15 protein-coding genes are annotated in these 16,657 nt (G+C 40.5%); 12 read left to right on the top strand and 3 right to left on the bottom strand.

What is annotated here, in order from left to right:
* The 3 genes from ATHSA_RS00590 to ATHSA_RS00580 are packed head-to-tail and all read left to right on the top strand — an operon-like array spanning window position 1 to window position 3,498.
* Complete coding sequence (locus ATHSA_RS00590; protein ID WP_161847259.1) at window positions 1-1,521, top strand: ABC transporter ATP-binding protein; 1,521 nt, start codon at window positions 1-3, stop codon at window positions 1,519-1,521.
* The gene (locus ATHSA_RS00585; RefSeq protein ID WP_161847258.1) at window positions 1,505-2,572 is read left to right on the top strand and encodes an ABC transporter permease; all 1,068 of its coding nucleotides are present in this window, start codon (window positions 1,505-1,507) and stop codon (window positions 2,570-2,572) included. Before ATHSA_RS00590 ends, ATHSA_RS00585 begins: the two co-directional genes overlap by 17 nt.
* Window positions 2,569-3,498 (top strand): ABC transporter permease, encoded by a 930-nt coding sequence (locus ATHSA_RS00580; protein ID WP_161847257.1) that lies wholly within the window; start codon window positions 2,569-2,571, stop codon window positions 3,496-3,498. Before ATHSA_RS00585 ends, ATHSA_RS00580 begins: the two co-directional genes overlap by 4 nt.
* On the opposite strand, the gene ATHSA_RS00575 is transcribed toward ATHSA_RS00580, so the two are convergent.
* Window positions 3,495-4,913 (bottom strand): gluconokinase, encoded by a 1,419-nt coding sequence (locus tag ATHSA_RS00575; RefSeq protein ID WP_161847256.1) that lies wholly within the window; start codon window positions 4,911-4,913, stop codon window positions 3,495-3,497. The genes ATHSA_RS00580 and ATHSA_RS00575 overlap by 4 nt on opposite strands.
* Entirely contained in the window at window positions 4,892-6,178 is a 1,287-nt protein-coding gene (estD, locus tag ATHSA_RS00570; RefSeq protein ID WP_161847255.1) for an esterase EstD, read from the bottom strand. Before estD ends, ATHSA_RS00575 begins: the two co-directional genes overlap by 22 nt.
* A 130-nt stretch (window positions 6,179-6,308) precedes the next feature.
* Between estD and tsaE the strand changes: the two genes are divergently transcribed.
* The 7 genes from tsaE to ATHSA_RS00535 are packed head-to-tail and all read left to right on the top strand — an operon-like array spanning window position 6,309 to window position 12,567.
* The gene (tsaE, locus tag ATHSA_RS00565) at window positions 6,309-6,737 is read left to right on the top strand and encodes a tRNA (adenosine(37)-N6)-threonylcarbamoyltransferase complex ATPase subunit type 1 TsaE (protein ID WP_161847254.1); all 429 of its coding nucleotides are present in this window, start codon (window positions 6,309-6,311) and stop codon (window positions 6,735-6,737) included.
* Window positions 6,738-6,739: 2 nt separating this feature from the next.
* Window positions 6,740-9,094 (top strand): endopeptidase La, encoded by a 2,355-nt coding sequence (lon, locus tag ATHSA_RS00560; RefSeq protein ID WP_408626206.1) that lies wholly within the window; start codon window positions 6,740-6,742, stop codon window positions 9,092-9,094.
* Window positions 9,084-9,659, top strand: a complete 576-nt coding sequence (yihA, locus tag ATHSA_RS00555; RefSeq protein ID WP_161847253.1) for a ribosome biogenesis GTP-binding protein YihA/YsxC — start codon at window positions 9,084-9,086, stop codon at window positions 9,657-9,659. The genes lon and yihA overlap by 11 nt, the downstream gene beginning before the upstream one ends.
* A 5-nt stretch (window positions 9,660-9,664) precedes the next feature.
* Window positions 9,665-10,486: a 2-oxoacid:ferredoxin oxidoreductase subunit beta gene (locus ATHSA_RS00550; protein ID WP_161847252.1), complete on the top strand. Its 822-nt coding sequence runs from the start codon at window positions 9,665-9,667 to the stop codon at window positions 10,484-10,486.
* A complete protein-coding gene (locus ATHSA_RS00545) occupies window positions 10,483-11,124 on the top strand; it encodes a 2-oxoacid:acceptor oxidoreductase family protein (RefSeq protein WP_161847251.1) in 642 nt (213 codons plus the stop codon). Before ATHSA_RS00550 ends, ATHSA_RS00545 begins: the two co-directional genes overlap by 4 nt.
* Entirely contained in the window at window positions 11,121-11,567 is a 447-nt protein-coding gene (locus ATHSA_RS00540) for a diacylglycerol kinase family protein (RefSeq protein WP_232060096.1), read from the top strand. The genes ATHSA_RS00545 and ATHSA_RS00540 overlap by 4 nt, the downstream gene beginning before the upstream one ends.
* Window positions 11,554-12,567, top strand: coding sequence for a protein-glutamate methylesterase/protein-glutamine glutaminase (locus ATHSA_RS00535; RefSeq protein WP_161847249.1), 1,014 nt, complete (start codon window positions 11,554-11,556; stop codon window positions 12,565-12,567). The genes ATHSA_RS00540 and ATHSA_RS00535 overlap by 14 nt, the downstream gene beginning before the upstream one ends.
* On the opposite strand, the gene ATHSA_RS00530 is transcribed toward ATHSA_RS00535, so the two are convergent.
* The gene (locus ATHSA_RS00530; protein ID WP_161847248.1) at window positions 12,560-14,257 is read right to left on the bottom strand and encodes a DUF4910 domain-containing protein; all 1,698 of its coding nucleotides are present in this window, start codon (window positions 14,255-14,257) and stop codon (window positions 12,560-12,562) included. The two genes, ATHSA_RS00535 and ATHSA_RS00530, sit on opposite strands and share 8 nt — an antisense overlap.
* A gap of 147 nt (window positions 14,258-14,404) precedes the next feature.
* Here ATHSA_RS00530 and ATHSA_RS00525 point away from each other — a divergent pair, with 147 nt between their 5' ends.
* On the top strand, window positions 14,405-15,583 hold the full coding sequence (locus tag ATHSA_RS00525) for a glycosyltransferase (RefSeq protein ID WP_161847247.1): 1,179 nt from the start codon (window positions 14,405-14,407) through the stop codon (window positions 15,581-15,583).
* A gap of 19 nt (window positions 15,584-15,602) precedes the next feature.
* Window positions 15,603-16,625: a glycosyltransferase family 4 protein gene (locus ATHSA_RS00520; RefSeq protein WP_161847246.1), complete on the top strand. Its 1,023-nt coding sequence runs from the start codon at window positions 15,603-15,605 to the stop codon at window positions 16,623-16,625.
* Window positions 16,626-16,657 lie beyond the last annotated feature (32 nt).

Here is a 16,657-nt window from a genome sequence, read left to right as displayed (position 1 = left end):
ATGTCCGAAAAAATTCTCGAACTCAAAAATATCTCCAAGTCTTTCTCCAATTTGATTGCAAATGACGGCGTGGACTTTGACCTTAAAAAGGGCGAGGTCCACGCCCTTCTCGGTGAAAATGGGGCCGGAAAGACCACGCTCATGAATATTCTTTACGGAATATACAAGCCAGACGCGGGAGAGATATTTTTAGAAGGAAAGAAAATAGATATTTCTTCTCCGCGCGATGCAATAGAGAATGGGATAGGAATGATCCAGCAACATTTCAGTCTTGTTCCTTCATTTAGCGTTGTCCAAAACGTTGCTTTAGGTCTTAAAGAATTGGGAATAATTCCAGACCTTTCAAAAGTTAGAAAAAGGATCGTCGAATTGTCAAATAGATACAAGATCAATGTAGATCCAGGTGCAAAGATATGGCAACTTTCGGCCGGTGAACAACAAAGAGTTGAGATCATAAAATTACTTTACGTTAAATCAAAAATAATGATACTCGATGAGCCTACAGCCATATTAACCCCGCAAGAAGCAAAGGGCCTTTTTGAGACGATAAGGGAAATGACGGCCAACGGAGCCTCGGTTATATTCATAAGTCACAAATTAAAGGAAGTTTTGGAGATATCTGACAGAGTGACAGTGCTAAGACACGGAAAGGTTATTGGAACTGTCGAGACGAAAGGATCGAATGAAAATGATCTTGCGAGAATGATGGTCGGCCGCGACGTCGTTCTAAAAATAGACAAAAAGCCGTCGCACCCTTCAAAACCGATTCTCAAAATAGAAAATTTACACGTTATCGGGGACAAAGGAATAGAGGCCGTCAAGGGAGTAAGTTTGGAAGTAAAAGGAGGAGAAATTTTAGGGATAGCCGGTGTCGAAGGAAATGGTCAAAGAGAATTGGGAGAGGCCATCTATGGATTGAGAAATTACACCGGCAATATCTTTATAAATGGTTCTAAAGTCAGGTCGGGAGATGTCCTCGAGAGAATAAAAAATCATGTTGCTTACATTCCACAGGACAGAAAAGCGGATGCCCTGTGCGGTGGATTGCCCGTGTACAAGAATTTATTCATCAAGGCCTTTTCCTCTCCTGTTTTTTCATTCAACCCCTACTTGTTCTATCCAGAAAAATTGAGAAAACCTGCTGAAAAACTGGTAAAGGAATTTTCAATTTCAACTTCCTCTGTAGATCAGGAAGTGAAATTTCTCTCGGGTGGAAATATGCAAAAGGTAGTCCTTGCAAGAGAGATAGAAAGTGAGCCGAAACTCATAATAGCGGTTCATCCGACGAGGGGTCTTGACGTTGGAGCGGAGGAATTCGTCTACAACGTCTTGCTTGCCCAAAAAGAAAGGGGGACTGCGATACTTTTGATAGCGGGAGATCTCTATGAAATATTTAATTTATCCGATCGTGTTGGTGTGCTTTACGAAGGTCAGATAATCGGATACAGCGAACCTGACGAATCACACATCGAAGAGATTGGGCTTATGATGGCAGGTGTGAAAAATGAAGATAAAATTTGAAAAGAAAAGCACAAAACCTTCAAAAGTATCTATATTTCTATCTTCTCTGATTTCTATTTTAATAGCGCTTGTCTTTCTCGGATTTATAATTCTTTCTCTCGGAGATGATCCATTCGAAGCCTACTGGCAACTTGTTTCATGGGCGATGGGAACGGTCCCAGGCCTTATTCAAAGCCTTGTTTCAATGATGCCTTTACTCTTTACCTCTCTCGGGGTTTTGATCGCTTTTAAAATGAAATTGTGGAATATAGGTGCAGAAGGACAATTTCAGATGGGAGCCTTTGCAGCCACATGGGGTGCTTTGTACCTATTTCCAAACATTCACAATCCATGGGTGATGATACCACTTCTCATGATTCTTGGAGCCGCGTTCGGTGCCTTTTGGGGATTCCTTCCCGGTATCATGAGAGCATATCTCGGTGTAAATGAGATATTGAGCACATTGATGCTCAATTACGTTGCGATATACTGGGTCAATTATCTTACATATGGTCCGTGGAAGGGACCGGGAAGTTATAACTTCCCCATAACTGCAAAATTTCCTCAATCGGCGATCCTTCCCCAGTATGGTTCTGGGGGGCTTAACTTTGGCATAATAATCTCTATAATCATGGCATTTTTTGTGCTTTATCTTGTCAAGTACACGAAGTTCGGCTTTCATCTCGAAATCGCCGGTGATAATTTGCGTGCCGGAGAATATGCGGGCGTAAATGTTAAAAAACTTATAATCCTTGCGATGGTAATAGGCGGAGCGATCTCCGGCATCGGTGGAATGGCCGAAATGAGCGGGGTGCTTTTCAGGTTGCAGCCTAATTTTTCTCCGGGTTACGGTTATACGGCCGTCATCATAGCGTGGCTTGCCCGTCTCGATCCAATCGCGACGATTGTCGTATCTTTCTTTTTTGGTGTGTTGCTTGTCGGAAGCCAGCAACTTCAACTTTTCATGCAGATCCCATCTTCTTTGATAAATGCATTCAACGGGATATTGCTCTTTTCTCTTCTTGCGTCTGAAGTATTCATGAGATACAGGATAAAGGTGGTGAGATCATGAACGACATTGTGATATCGACCTTTGCCGGCGCAATAAGGGCGGGAACGCCTCTGCTTTTTGCGACCCTTGGAGAGATACTCGCCGAAAGATCTGGAGTTTTAAATCTCGGTCTCGAAGGAATGATGCTAATGGGTGCCTTTACTGGTTTTAGCATATCATACATCACTGGAAATCTATGGCTTGCCGTACTTGCGGCCATTTTGGTTGGTGGACTTATGGCCTCCTTGCATGCCTTTATGTCAATAACTTTGAGGATAAATCAAGTCGTAAGCGGCCTTGCGCTTGTTTTTCTCGGACAAGGATTGAGCGGTTTTTGGGGCAACGCCTATGTTGGAATGCAGGCAAATAGTTTTCAAAATCTCAAAATACCTCTTCTCGGAGATATTCCTTACATAGGGCCTATCGTTTTTAACAGGGACATACTCGTTTACATAGGTTATATATCTGTACCTGTAATATGGTGGTTTCTTTACAAAACGACTGCCGGAATGAATCTAAGAGCCGTTGGAGAAGCGCCTGATGCGGCCGATGCGAGAGGCATAAATGTCATACTCACAAGATATCTTTACACGATTATAGGTGGATTTTTTAGCGGCCTTGCCGGCGCCTACATTTCTCTCGCTTACACGCCAATGTGGGTTCAAAATATGACGGCAGGACGTGGCTGGATAGCCGTTGCACTCGTTATATTTGCAATCTGGGATCCGGTCATAGCGCTTATCGGTGCCTACGCATTCGGCGGGATAAGCGTTTTGCAATTCAGTTTTCAAATACTTCAGGTACCAATACCTGTGAACATAATGAACATGTTCCCGTACATCTTTACGGTGTTTGTAATGCTTTTTGCCTCAAGCAACAGGATAAAAAAACTCTTTGGTGCTCCATCGGCTCTTGGCGTACCTTATTCAAGGGAAGAAAAAACTTAGTTTTGATGGTTTTTTTTGTAAATTTGAAAAAATCGCGAATAATCTTCTGCCTTTTCAGGTACGAATTCTTCGTATCTGAAAAGATCTTTTTGATCTATCCCGAGCGCTTTTGCACCGATAAGAAATGCGCCAAAGGTTGAGGAATCCTCTTTGAAGATATAGATTTTTTTGAAAAGATTCCCAAGTATTTCCATGAACAATTTTGACGACGACATTCCTCCGCTCAGATGAACCTCTTTTATCTCGATTCCATTCTCTTCCATAGTTTCTTTGATCTCGTAAAGGCTGAAGGCTATTCCTTCAAGCACAGCCCTGAAAAAATCTGATCTTTTGTGATCTATTCTTATTCCAAGAAAACTTCCATTCATTTCAGAGTTCCAGTAAGGAGTTCTCTCGCCGGTTATGTGCGGCAAAAAGATAAGACCGTTGGATCCGGCAGGAATTTTCTCCGCCATCCGTTCGAGATTCTCGATCTTGCCACCAAAAGTCCTGACAAACCAGTCCAAGGCCACTCCAACGTTGTTAACTGCTCCACCTATTACAAAGTTTTTTTCATCCAAAATGTAGGTAAAAAGTCTCATCTTGGGATCGATAAATGGAGAGGAAGATACAACTCTCAATGCCCCACTTGTGCCGGCATTCAAAGCGGCAATTCCCGGGTCTATTGCGTTAGATCCAAGATTCGAAAGAGGTCCATCCGCGCCTCCTATCACAAATGGAATTTGCGGGTCTATCCCGATCTTTTTTGCGTATAAATTGCCTTTCAAAATGTAATTTGTCGGCACAACGTATGAAAGTTGATCTTCTCTTATGCCTGCAAAATCAAGTACGTCCATGTCCCATTTCCTGTGCCGTATGTTAAAAAGCCCTGTCGAAGACGCGATGGATTGATCAACCAAATAGGATCCAAAAAATTTGTGAAATATGTACTCCTTTAACGATATGAATTTGAATGTTTTTTCGAAGGTTTCCCTTTCTCTTTCTCTCATGTAGAGAATCTTTAAAAGAGGAGACATCGGATGAATCGGAGTTCCAGTTCTTTTGTATATCTCCATTCCCATTTGCGTGTTCTTTAGATTCGCAGAGATTTTCGATCCTCTGTTGTCCATCCATATGATCGCGTTTGATAATTTCTCTCCTCTATCATCAATGGGTATGAGGCTATGCATTGCACAACTGAAAGAGATGCCTTCGGGATTTCCGACAATTTCGATGACCTTCTTTAAGTTTTTCAAAATGGCACGAAATATAAGATCAGGATCCTCCTCGGCCCATCCTTTTTGAGGTATCCTTACCGTGTATCGTGATTCGGCATCCGCTATTCTACGGCCTTCCAAATCGTAGGCGACGACCTTTGTCCTTGTTGTCCCAATGTCAACTCCTATTAAGCATCTCATGAGTTTGAGTTTATCCATTTGACGATCTCTTTTATGACGTCATCGCTTACATGACCTGAAACAAGGTATTGATCCGGAGATGGAATTCCTTCCCATTTCATGAAAATATGATCGAGATCCTCAAACCATTTGAATGTGAAGTTGTCATCTGATCCAAAGTTCTCTTTGAAAATGTCGTAATCCTTCTTTGTTACCTGGTAATCCTTTCCCCCCTGCATTACAAGAACAGGCATTTTCAAGGTTTTGAGAATATCGATCGGGTTATAACTGTCCACTTCGTAGTAATAACTCGCAGGCGCCCCCATAACGATGGTAGAATCTTTGAGTTTATGTGCTTTTATTTCTTCAAGTTGTGATATCATGACTTTCATCTGTTGTGTCTCGGTTGAATCTTTAGTTATAGAGATAAGGTAATCAAACTGATCTATCATTACATCTTCCAAATTTCTTGCCGGCGCTGCAAGCAAGATTATTCCCGATGCCTTGTCTGACATTTTCGCAATGGCTGGATCAAGGTATCCGCCCTCGCTGTGGCCAAGGATGAATACGTTCTTCACATAACTTTGAGATTTCAAAAATTCTATTCCATCTAAAGCGTCTTTGAAATATTCATTTTCGAGATCTGTCTTGATCTGTCCACTTTCAAATTCTTTCGCATAAACGTAAGTGCTTTTGTCGAATCTTAAAACGACTATTCCATTCGACGAGAGACCATACGCTATATCTTCAAATGGTCTGTTGGGTCCTATCGATTCATTCATATCTTCGGGGCCAGATCCGGCTATTAAGATAACGGCTGGAAATGGACCCTTGCCATTTGGTATTGTAAGTTCGGCCGGCACCTTGTATTCATTTCCTATTTCTATCTTTTTTATTTCAAATTTGGAAGTAATCGCGTAAGGTGGAATCTCGTAAAATCTTGAGGCTGGTCTGAAGAAAAGGCCGGCTACCTTTGAATTTTTGTCGACAGTTACAAGGATATCAAGATAGGATTTTTGAAATTTTGAGAATAGATCAAAGACCGTGTACTCTCCACTTTGCGAGATCTTTATTCCTTCTATTGATTCAAATTGTCCAAATTGATTCTCGATCTGATTCCACACTTCTTTCATCTTCGAAGGAGGCAATGCCTGCTTCATTTGATCTGTAAAAAGAGATTCCGCAATTGTGAAGTTTCCAGACACGAAGTCCTGAATTAATCCTTTGACGATGTCCAAATTGTCAGCGAAAAGATCTGTGAGTAAAAAAGCAATGCCAGTTGAAATCAAAATGAATTTTCTCATGAATTTCTCCTTTCCTTTGTCATTAAAGACTTTTCCCGCATGCCACAAGCCACCCGTCACCTGCTACATCCCAATTATATGCCACCCATTCGGCTTTTGAAATATATCTGGTATAATATAGAAGATGACTGTGTTTAAAAATGTGGACGAGAAGAAAATCAGGGATATTTCTAAGGAATTTGCCGCAATGATTTCTAAGGGCAGCGTTGTACTCCTTCAGGGAGATCTGGGTGCCGGAAAAACCACCTTCGTAAGGTATCTTGTCGAAGCGCTCGGAGGGAATCCTCGAATGGTTACAAGCCCAACCTTTACCATTGTCAATGAATACGATGCGCATTTGAAAGTATATCACGTTGATCTCTTCAGGCTCAACGAGTGGGAAGTTGAAGAACTTCCAATTGAAGATTATCTTGATCCCGACGGTATAACCCTTATCGAATGGCCAGAAAAACTTGGAAATCATGTACCGGAAGAATATTTTAAGATCGAATTTGAGTTCGTGGATGAAAACCACAGAAATATCAAGATATCTTCAAAAAACGATCCTTCAAGATTTTAGAGGTGATTTTTTTGCCAAGAAATAGAAAAATAGAAAATATACAAAAGCAAAGAGAAAAAGTTGCAATGCCTCCGGAAGAATTGCCCTGCGTTCCGCTTAAAGGCGGAGATGTTGCCTTTCCGACGGCATTGATCCCATTTCATGTTGAACGTGAATCTGCCATAAAGGCTCTCGATAAGGTTGTTGAAAACAGTGAAAGATATCTTATTCTTGTTTCTCAGAAAAATCAAAATGTTGAAATTCCCGATTCGGCCGACCTTTACGAGATCGGGACATTTTCGCGTCTTTTGCAACTTGTAAAACTTCCTGACGGTAGCATAAGGGCACTTGCGGAAGGAATAATTCGCGTTAAGATCACGGAATACACTCAAAAAGAACCTTTCCTTCTTTGCAAATACGAAGCACTCGAGAAGAGAGTAAGGAAATCCAAAGATCTTGTTGCCGTAATGAGACTTTTGAAAAGTAAAGCGTTGAAGTACTTTGAAATGACAAAAAGGTTGCCAGAAGATGCCTTTTCTGAACTTTCTTTGATAGACGATCCTGACAAACTCGTCGACACGATAATCTCTTTTACAGAACTTAGTCTTGAAAACAAGCAGAAATTTCTTGAGATCATAGATCCAAAAACAAGGATCATTGAATTTCTTAAATATCTGAATTCAGAGATAGAACTTCTAAAGATAGAGGCAGAGATAGATGACAAAGTCAAGGAAAAGATAGATAAAGGCCAAAAAGAATTCTACCTTAGAGAGAAGATCGAGACGATAAAGAATGAACTTGGCGATGATACTTCAGAAACAGACGAATTAAAGGAAAAATTGAAAAAAGGGCATTATCCTCAAGAAGTAAGGAGAACTATAGAAAAGGAGATAGAGAGATTCGAAAAGATGTACCCATCTTCACCCGAGGCGACGGTATCGAGGAATTACATAGACTGGCTTTTTGATATACCCTGGTATTCAAAGACGAAAGAGGACGTAAATGTTGAAAGGGCCTCAAAAATTCTCGAAGCAGATCATTATGGACTTGAAGATGTGAAAGACAGGATTTTAGATTACATAGCGGTCAAGCAGTTGAATGAAAACGCAAAATCTCCAATACTCTGTCTTGTCGGCCCTCCGGGAGTTGGAAAAACCTCTCTCGGCATGTCTTTGGCGAGAGCACTTAACAGGAAATTCGGTCAGATAACCCTCGGTGGTATGAGAGATGAAGCGGAAATAAGAGGCCATAGAAGAACTTACGTTGGAGCACTGCCCGGTCGAATAATCCAGACACTCGTCAAAGTTGGAGTGAATAACCCGGTCATATTGCTTGACGAAATAGACAAAATGGGGATCTCTTTTCAGGGAGATCCTGCCGCGGCGCTTCTTGAAGTGCTCGATCCAGAACAAAATTCTCGCTTTGTCGATAATTACATAGAAATCCCATTCGATCTCTCGGGTGTTGTCTTCGTCACAACCGCAAATACGGTCGAATCTATACCTCCTGCCCTTTTAGACAGGATGGAGGTTATAGAGATACCCGGGTACACCTTTCAGGAAAAAGTGGAAATAGCGAAAAGGTTCTTAATTCCCAAATTGATTCGTGAGTATGGAATGGAAAAGATAAAGATCAGGATCACAGATGAGGCGATTGGAAAAATAATAGAAGATTACACCCTCGAATCGGGAGTAAGAAATCTCGAAAGGACTTTGTCAAAACTTTTAAGGAAGATGGCAAGGAATATCGTCAAAAATCATGAAAACGCTATTACGGTAAAATCTGTGGAAGAATTGTTGGGTGCGCCTATGCTTGTCAGATCTCAGATTCCTTCTAAACCATCGATTGGTGAAACAATAGGCCTTGCATGGACTCCAACGGGTGGAGAGGTGCTTGTCATAGAGGCAACGGCAACTGTTGGAAATTCCCAGACCTTAATAACGGGTAACCTCGGAAATGTTATGAAAGAATCCGTTACGATCGCGATGACATTATGCAAAAGTTTATGCGATGACAAGTACGAATTCTTTAAAACCCATGATTTTCATATTCACGCTCCAGAGGGCGCAATACCCAAAGACGGACCGTCAGCCGGAATCGCGATACTTACTTCTTTGTGTTCGGTCGTAATGGGAAAGGCTGTTAGAAATGATATTGCAATGACCGGAGAGATAACGTTAAACGGTAAGGTGTTAGCCATAGGCGGTCTTCGAGAAAAGATACTTGCCGCAAAAAGATTTGGAATAAAAGAAGTGATAATTCCAAAATTGAATGAACCTATGGTCAGAAAAATGAAAGAAGATGTAACCTCCGGTATAAAGATCCATTACGTTGAAGATGTGAAGGAAGTCTTAGAAGAGGTCTTTGATGTTCGTTGAGAAGGTCGAATTGAGCGTTGATGCCCACCAACCCTCGGATTTTCCCGAGTTTTTAAGTGGAGAGGTGATCTTCGTGGGCAGATCCAATGTCGGCAAGTCTTCGATGCTTAACGTCATTTTTGGGAAAAAACTTGCCAGGACAAGTTCAATACCTGGCAAAACTAAATCTTTGATCTTCTTTAAAGTCAACGACGAATATTACTTCGTTGACTTTCCCGGTTACGGTTATGCAAAAACCTCGAAGGCGGAAAGAGAAAAGTTTCAATTACTTGTCAACGCTTATTTTAAAATGAGAAGGCCGTCTGGCATATTCATGCTGATAGATTCCATGATTCCAAACCAAAGATCTGATATAGAGGCTTTTGAGTTTTTTAAAAATTTTTCAGACACCTTTCTTGTTCTTACGAAGATCGACAGACTTTCGAAATCTAAGATAAATGAAAAGATATCCGAAGTTGAAGGTACATTCAAAGAAGCAAAGAGCGTAATTTTATTTTCATCTGTTAATAGAGCCGGGCTGTTAGAGACAGAAAAAATATTAAGAGAAATTTTGAAAACGAGGTGACGTTTTTGAACAAGGATGAAGCACTTGAGTATTTAAGGATAGGTCATTTGCCAACGGTATGGTGTCCGGGATGTGGAAATGGAATAGTTCTAAAGGCAATGCTTGAGGCGATAAAAAATCTTGGACTACAAAAGAGCAACATCGCCGTTGTATCGGGAATAGGATGTTCCTCAAGAGCCACGGGGTACATAGATTTTAACACGATGCACACCCTTCACGGAAGGGCAATCGCATTTGCAACCGGCGTTAAACTCGCAAGGCCTGATTTGAAAGTTATCGTTATAACCGGAGACGGTGACGCTATGGCCATAGGAGGAAATCATTTCATCCATGCGTGCAGAAGAAATATGGACTTAACGATAATAGTTTACAACAACAACATATATGGGATGACAGGTGGTCAGTACTCTCCGACCACGCCATTCGGTGACAAGGCAACAACGGCACCTTATGGAAACCTTGAAAAACCTTTCGACATCGTTGAAATGGCTAAAACGGCAGGCGCGACATACATTGCGCGCGCCACAACTTATCATTACATGTTAATGGTAAAGTACATTCAAAAGGCAATAGCCCATGAAGGGACCTCGGTCATCGATGCCATTACTCAGTGTCCAACGTATTATGGAAGATACAACAAATCATCTGACGCGCCGGGAATGATGCAATATTTCAAAGACAATTCTATCAACGTTGAAAAGGCAAAGACGCTTTCGCAGGAAGAACTGGCAGGAAAAATTATCATAGGAGAATTTGTAGAAGTTCAAAAGAGCGGGTATGTCTCTGAATACGCTAAATTGCGCGAAAGATTGAAGGTGGGATCATGAGTCAAAATCTCTACACTTCAAAATCAACGGAGATCCCATTTAGCATAAGGATTTCTGGTATAGGTGGTCAGGGAAATGTGCTCTTGGGCACTATCCTTTCTGACGCTCTCGCGAAGGAAGGAAAGTGGGTAGTTCAGACACAGTCCTATGGAGCGCAGGTAAGAGGAGGCCTTACTAATTGCGACGTTTTGTTCTTCGATGAGCCAATAGATTTTCCTCAGGTAAAGACTTTCGACATCTTTTTTGCAATGCACGATATAGGACTTAAGGCCCATTTTAAATATCTAAAAAATAACGGGATAATATTCGTTGACTCATCGATGTGCTCGGATATACCTTCATCTGTTATGGTGATAACAAAAAAGATCGTCTCTGTCCCAATAACCCAAAAGGCCGAAGAGATCTTTGGCAGGCACGTTTTTGCCAATGCGATAAGTTTGGGGCTTATCGCGGCAACTACACGTATAGTCGGTCATGAAGCGCTTGAAGATGCGATAAAGGAAAATGTTCCACAAAAGTACATAGATGAAAATCTCAAAGCGCTTGATGAAGGGTACAAATTGTCGACAAAGGTTTTCCAAATAAGAAAAGATCTCAAGATGCCATATTCAAAAGGTACTAATATAAACTTTGAATGAAAAGAAGAACTTTGATAAATAGTTTTAAATACGCATTTAACGGAATGGCACATGCGCTAAGCACCCAAAGAAATATGAAGATACATTTTGCAAGCGCAGCAGCCGTAATCATTGTTTCTTTGATTTTGAAATTAGAAGCAGACGAGTTTTTGTGGATCTTCCTTGCAATAACGCTTGTCCTGCTTTCTGAGACATTCAACTCTTTTTTTGAAGAGTTTCTTGATTTTGTAAACCCTCAATACAGTGAGAAGGTAAAGCACATGAAAGACATGGCGGCTGGCGGTGTTCTGACGGCCGCCATCTTCGCGGTAACTGTTGCAATAATAATATTCGGAAAGAGATTTGGGATAAATTTGGCACTTTACGCGAGTTTGGTTTTATTTGCCTATCTTTTTTACATATTCATAATCTTTTTTAAAGGTGGAAAAAATGGAAAAAATTAAAGTGGCAATAGTTGATGATTCGGCATTTATGAGAAAGATAATGCGAGACTCTTTGCAATCGCGCGGATTTGAAATTGTAGCGATCGGGAGAAATGGTCAGGATGCTGTGGAAATAGCGTCAAAGGGAATAGCGGACGTTATGACCTTAGACGTTCAAATGCCAGTTTTGGATGGTTTGAGCGCCCTAAAGGCTATTATGAGTAATTCTCCAATGCCCGTGATAATGGTAAGTAGCCTGACCGTCAAAGATGCGGAAATCACCATAGAGGCACTAAAAAGTGGTGCTTTCGATTTCGTGGCGAAACCGGGTGGGGCCATAACATTTGATTTAAACGAGATAATAGATGAACTCACAGAGAAATTGATCCTCGCGAGCAAGGCAAAGATATCTCCGAAGATTTCCCAACCCAAAGTAAGTAAAACGATCCATCCACGTGGGTTGTACGATATGCTTTTTATAGGATCTTCGACGGGCGGACCGAGGGCTTTGGATTATTTGATTCCAAACCTTCCAAAAGACTTTCCAGTTCCAATTGTGATAGTTCAACATATGCCGGCGAATTTCACAAAGACCCTTGCAGATAGACTTTCAGAAGAATCAAAAATAAGAGTTTACGAAGTTAATTCTCAGATCAAAGCGATGCCTTCGACGGGTTATGTTGCAAAAGGAGATTCACACTTGGAGGTTACCGTGAACGATGGGATAAATTTAAGACCTTCAGATGGTCCCAAGATAAATGGGGTAAAGCCGGCCATAGATTTCACACTTTCAACCATAGCAAAGGCCAATTTGAAGATTTTGTGTGTCATCCTTACAGGGATGGGAAAAGATGGAACTGAAGGACTAAAACTCATGAAGAGAGAAAACTTCACAACGATAGTTGAGTCCGAAAAGACGGCCGTAGTTTACGGAATGCCACGTGCCGTCGTAAATGCGGGCCTTGCCGATTACGTCCTCGATCTCGACAAGATACCAGATAAAATAATAGAACTCATCTGAAATTCACGCTTTTGATTAATCCCTCTTCCTCAAGTCTCTTTACAAGATATTCCGAATCGTGAAGGTTCTCTATCCTGAACTCTTCCGAGGCTATTTTGACGGCCTCTTTGAAATTAAAGCCGAGATCAAGAAAATTGAGAAGTTCGTCTTTGTAATCTCTGAAAGCGGGATATTTTTTTAGAGTTTCAAATTCCCATTCTTCGTCCTTTTCATTCATCCACGAGTCACCGAGAGGACCTTTAAATCTTTTTACACCTTTTGATCTAAGATCAAGGTTTATCTCTTTTTTGACGTAATTCATAAGATTTTTGACATCGGCATATTTTGAGAAGGCTTCTAAACTTTTGTAGGTTCTGAATGCGATCCAGTTTTTGACCAGAGGATCTTTATCGTATTTCATGAAACGATCAAAAATACGGCTGGCCGTCGCTTGGGCAATTTCTTTTGAAATACCATCGATTATATCTCCAAGACTCTCGAGTGTCGCCCTTCCTATCCAATCAAAAGATCGAACACTTGCCTTATCAGGGGTATCCTCACTTGTGTGGTAATATCTGTCTGGCCACTGGGTAAGGGATACTGCCTGAACACCGATAGAGGAATCTACGAAGATGTAATGGTCCGATCCTCCGGAATAACTTCCCTCTTTCATTCGAAAGCGTGGATTTTGGAGATGGACTGCCATCAATTCATTTATAAAAGATGGTAGAGACCACGGTGTTGACGAAAGATCGAGAGTGGATCCAGTGATGTCTTGATCCTCGCCGACCATGTCAAGATTTATGTTGAATTCAAAATCGTGATCATGATCTGTAAGGTAGGCGATGGTACCGTACATTTCTGGTATCCATAGGGCTATTATTTCTCTGTTTATCTCGAACTTTTTCAATACCCTTACTATTTCTGCAAGTAAGGCGGAACCACTTGCGTTGTCATTTGCTCCGGGCTTTGGATGGCATAGATGGGCAGTCAAAATTATCGGCTTTTCTTTTCCCTGCTTTCCAATTCTCGCTTCCAAAATCTCAAGTTGATTCGTGCCGGAATCAACATCCATGAAAGATTCTATTTCTAAATTTTTCTTTGCAAGAGTTTTTAAATCAACGTACTGATTGTAAGAGAGCGCAAAACCAAATATACTTTCATCGCTATCGACTGGAAATGCAGTGTAGTTAACGGCATCTGGAATCAATTCTGGACTCCTTTTTATATAAGGATCCTGTGCCCTCATAAAATAAGATAAAACACACCTTGCACCGAACTTCTTTGCCATTCTGTAAACCCTTGAGGGATTACCACTTGCAAGGATCGCCTTACCACGAACGTCCTTTTTGTAGTCCTTTTCATTTTCTCCATCTCCCACATCGACAACCTTGAGCCTTTCGACTCCGTTTGTCTTTCCAGAAAGGAAGATGGCATTTATCGGAGAGAGTGCGAGAGATCCTGCTATGTATTTCCCATTTACGATCTTTAAAAATCCATCTTTAAGATTCCAACCCCTTGGCGTGCGCCATGTTTCGTAAGTTCTCTCAAGAGGGTATTTCAAAACCCTTGATTCTCCGATGAAATTCTGAATCAAATTCACCGCCCTCGAAACCCCATCACCACCCTTTGATCTGTGAAATCTTGAAAGTTCCCATTCTAAATCGAACGCATTTTGCGGAAAAAATTCTTTTAGAAATTCTTCCTTCATTCCATCACCTTCTTTTAAAGATTATAGCAACTTTTGGACTTAAATTAAGATCCGTGATAAAATCTGTGATTGGGTATGAAATGCTAATTGATTACTACGTGCACAAGCATGCGCTATGTGTCATGTAGTTAATTAAAGGGGACAAATATGAAGATTACATGGGTATGCTCTATTTGTGTATACTTACTCGTTTTTTTGATAGGCCTTTACACTTCCTTTGTTCCTTTATGGGTAATTTTGGCGAGTTTTTTTGCATTGATGATTTTTTCATCCTTTTTTGTCCTAAAGCATTTACTTTCCCGGATTTGGCACGAAGAAAAAACATACAAGGACGTTAAATGGGAAAATTTAAATGTATTTATAATTGTAGTTGAAAAAAATGAAGGAGCGGTAATATTCGACGCAGTTGATCATTATCTTTCTTTTCCAGACAATGTCAAAATGCGCATCTACGATGACAATTCAACAGATGGCACTTACGAAAAATTGATCGAAAAGTCTAAAGAATACCCCGGTAGAATTGATATCGTCAGGCTCAAAAAGGCAGACAGAGTTATCCATCCAAAGGGAAGGGGAATTGAGGATGCTTTCCATTCTATTGAGTCGGATTACTTTTTTATCATAGATGCAGACTCGAGAGTTTCTTTTGAGGATTTTAAAAAAGGACTTTTTGCTGCCAAAAATCAAAATATAGATGTGGTTCATCTGACAAGGCGTAACGATACGGCCAATAATGTAGGATACAGAATCGGTGATGCAGATGAACTCATGATGACTGGAATGAAAATCATAAACTTAATTCCATGGGTCTTTTCTGGCTCTGGATTTTTCATAAAAGGCGAAGTCGCAAAAAAATTCAGTTATGAAAAGGACGTTTTTAGCGAAGACACAGAGATGGGAAAATACCTGCGCAGAAATGGATATAAAATAGAATATTTTATAACCCTTCCAGTTCACGAAAGAGCGCCATCAACCCTTGGGAAGTCTTTCAAGCAGAGAATCAACTGGCTGAAGATGGGCATTCCTCATTATCTCAAAGAGGAAAAGATCGCGGTCTTGATCGGAAATTTTGTTTTTGCGTCTTTCACCTATCTACCTATTTTCATCTATTCCATTCCATCTTTGATTGTAATTGGCCTGGGAGGTTTCATCTTTGGTCTTGTCTTTACAACGTTAAAAATCGTCGGTAAGAAATCTTTTTTGCAAAGTGTTTTTGACACCTTTATATATATAGCGGTTGAGTATGTGACATTTGCTTTTATATATCCGGTCTTATTCTTTTCGAGTCCTTGGAGAAGTGTCAAATTCGTCAAAAACGCATCTTGATACATCGGAAGGTGAATTCATGAGATCGATAAACATACGCTCTATTTCGGACAGGGTTAAAGGTCAGGGTGTTGATTCGGCTTTCAAAGAACATTCGAAGTTGTTAAAAAAATCAAAGAAGTTCAACGTTTTTGTCAATTCCAAAGACTTATTTGACATTTTGCACGTTCACACATTTGATATAGGTTCTTACTTTTTGATAAAAAAATACAGACATCATCACAAAAAAATAGTCATAAGTTGTCACGTTATGCCAGATTCTCTTAAGGGAAGTTTAAAAATTCCGAAGATCTTATTTCCGATCATCGTGAAATACATAATACATTTTTACAAGCAGGCAGACAGACTCGTTGTTGTAAATCCTTTTTACAAGGATGAACTTGTAAAGGATGGTCTGGATCCTGACAAAATAGTTTACGTTCCAAATTACGTTTCGGATGAATTATTTCATCTCGTTGATAAGACACAAAAGTCCGAATTAAGGAAAAGTCTAAATATACCTCAAGACAAATTCGTGATAGTCGGTGCGGGTCAGGTTCAGAAGCGCAAAGGAATAGATGATTTTGTTGAGACGGCAAAATTGCTTCCAGACTTTCTTTTCGTATGGATCGGCGGATTCTCTTTTGGTAAAATAACGGATGGGTATGAAAGGTACAAAGAAATAATGAAAAGTCCACCTTCGAATCTTATTTTCACGGGCATTTTGGATCGTTCGGAGGTCGCAAAATATTTTCAATCTTGCGATGTGCTTTTCTTACCATCTTATCAAGAACTTTTTCCAATGACCGTTCTCGAAGCGACACAGTGTGGACTGCCTCTTGTCCTAAGGGATATCCCACTTTACAAAGAAATACTCTTCGATGGTTATCTGTCCTCAAATGATGCAAATGGTTTCGCTTCTCTCATCAAAAGGTTGAGAGAGCAAGAGGCTTTTCGAAATGAGTACATCGGGCGATCGAGAAAGATAGCAGACTTCTATTCCGAGAAAAATGTTTTAAGAATGTGGGAAGAACTTTATGATTCTCTATTTTTGCTTGACTAAAAATACATTTATGTTGTAGAATACCAAGTGTT

Origin of the sequence: Athalassotoga saccharophila (assembly GCF_009936215.1) — a bacterium.
In the GTDB taxonomy this organism is placed as follows: domain Bacteria; phylum Thermotogota; class Thermotogae; order Mesoaciditogales; family Mesoaciditogaceae; genus Athalassotoga; species Athalassotoga saccharophila.
This window is presented reverse-complemented; position numbering and strand designations above follow the sequence as displayed.

Bases quoted from the DNA above. Each gene is read 5' to 3' on its own strand.
- ATHSA_RS00545 (WP_161847251.1), top strand. From the start codon at position 10,483: ATGAGTCAAAATCTCTACACTTCAAAATCAACGGAGATCCCATTTAGC.
- estD (WP_161847255.1), bottom strand. From the start codon at position 6,178: ATGAGAAAATTCATTTTGATTTCAACTGGCATTGCTTTTTTACTCACA.
- ATHSA_RS00590 (WP_161847259.1), top strand. From the start codon at position 1: ATGTCCGAAAAAATTCTCGAACTCAAAAATATCTCCAAGTCTTTCTCC.
- ATHSA_RS00520 (WP_161847246.1), top strand. From the start codon at position 15,603: ATGAGATCGATAAACATACGCTCTATTTCGGACAGGGTTAAAGGTCAG.
- ATHSA_RS00585 (WP_161847258.1), top strand. From the start codon at position 1,505: ATGAAGATAAAATTTGAAAAGAAAAGCACAAAACCTTCAAAAGTATCT.
- yihA (WP_161847253.1), top strand. From the start codon at position 9,084: ATGTTCGTTGAGAAGGTCGAATTGAGCGTTGATGCCCACCAACCCTCG.
- ATHSA_RS00525 (WP_161847247.1), top strand. From the start codon at position 14,405: ATGAAGATTACATGGGTATGCTCTATTTGTGTATACTTACTCGTTTTT.
- ATHSA_RS00575 (WP_161847256.1), bottom strand. From the start codon at position 4,913: ATGGATAAACTCAAACTCATGAGATGCTTAATAGGAGTTGACATTGGG.
- ATHSA_RS00535 (WP_161847249.1), top strand. From the start codon at position 11,554: ATGGAAAAAATTAAAGTGGCAATAGTTGATGATTCGGCATTTATGAGA.
- ATHSA_RS00540 (WP_232060096.1), top strand. From the start codon at position 11,121: ATGAAAAGAAGAACTTTGATAAATAGTTTTAAATACGCATTTAACGGA.
- ATHSA_RS00580 (WP_161847257.1), top strand. From the start codon at position 2,569: ATGAACGACATTGTGATATCGACCTTTGCCGGCGCAATAAGGGCGGGA.
- ATHSA_RS00530 (WP_161847248.1), bottom strand. From the start codon at position 14,257: ATGAAGGAAGAATTTCTAAAAGAATTTTTTCCGCAAAATGCGTTCGAT.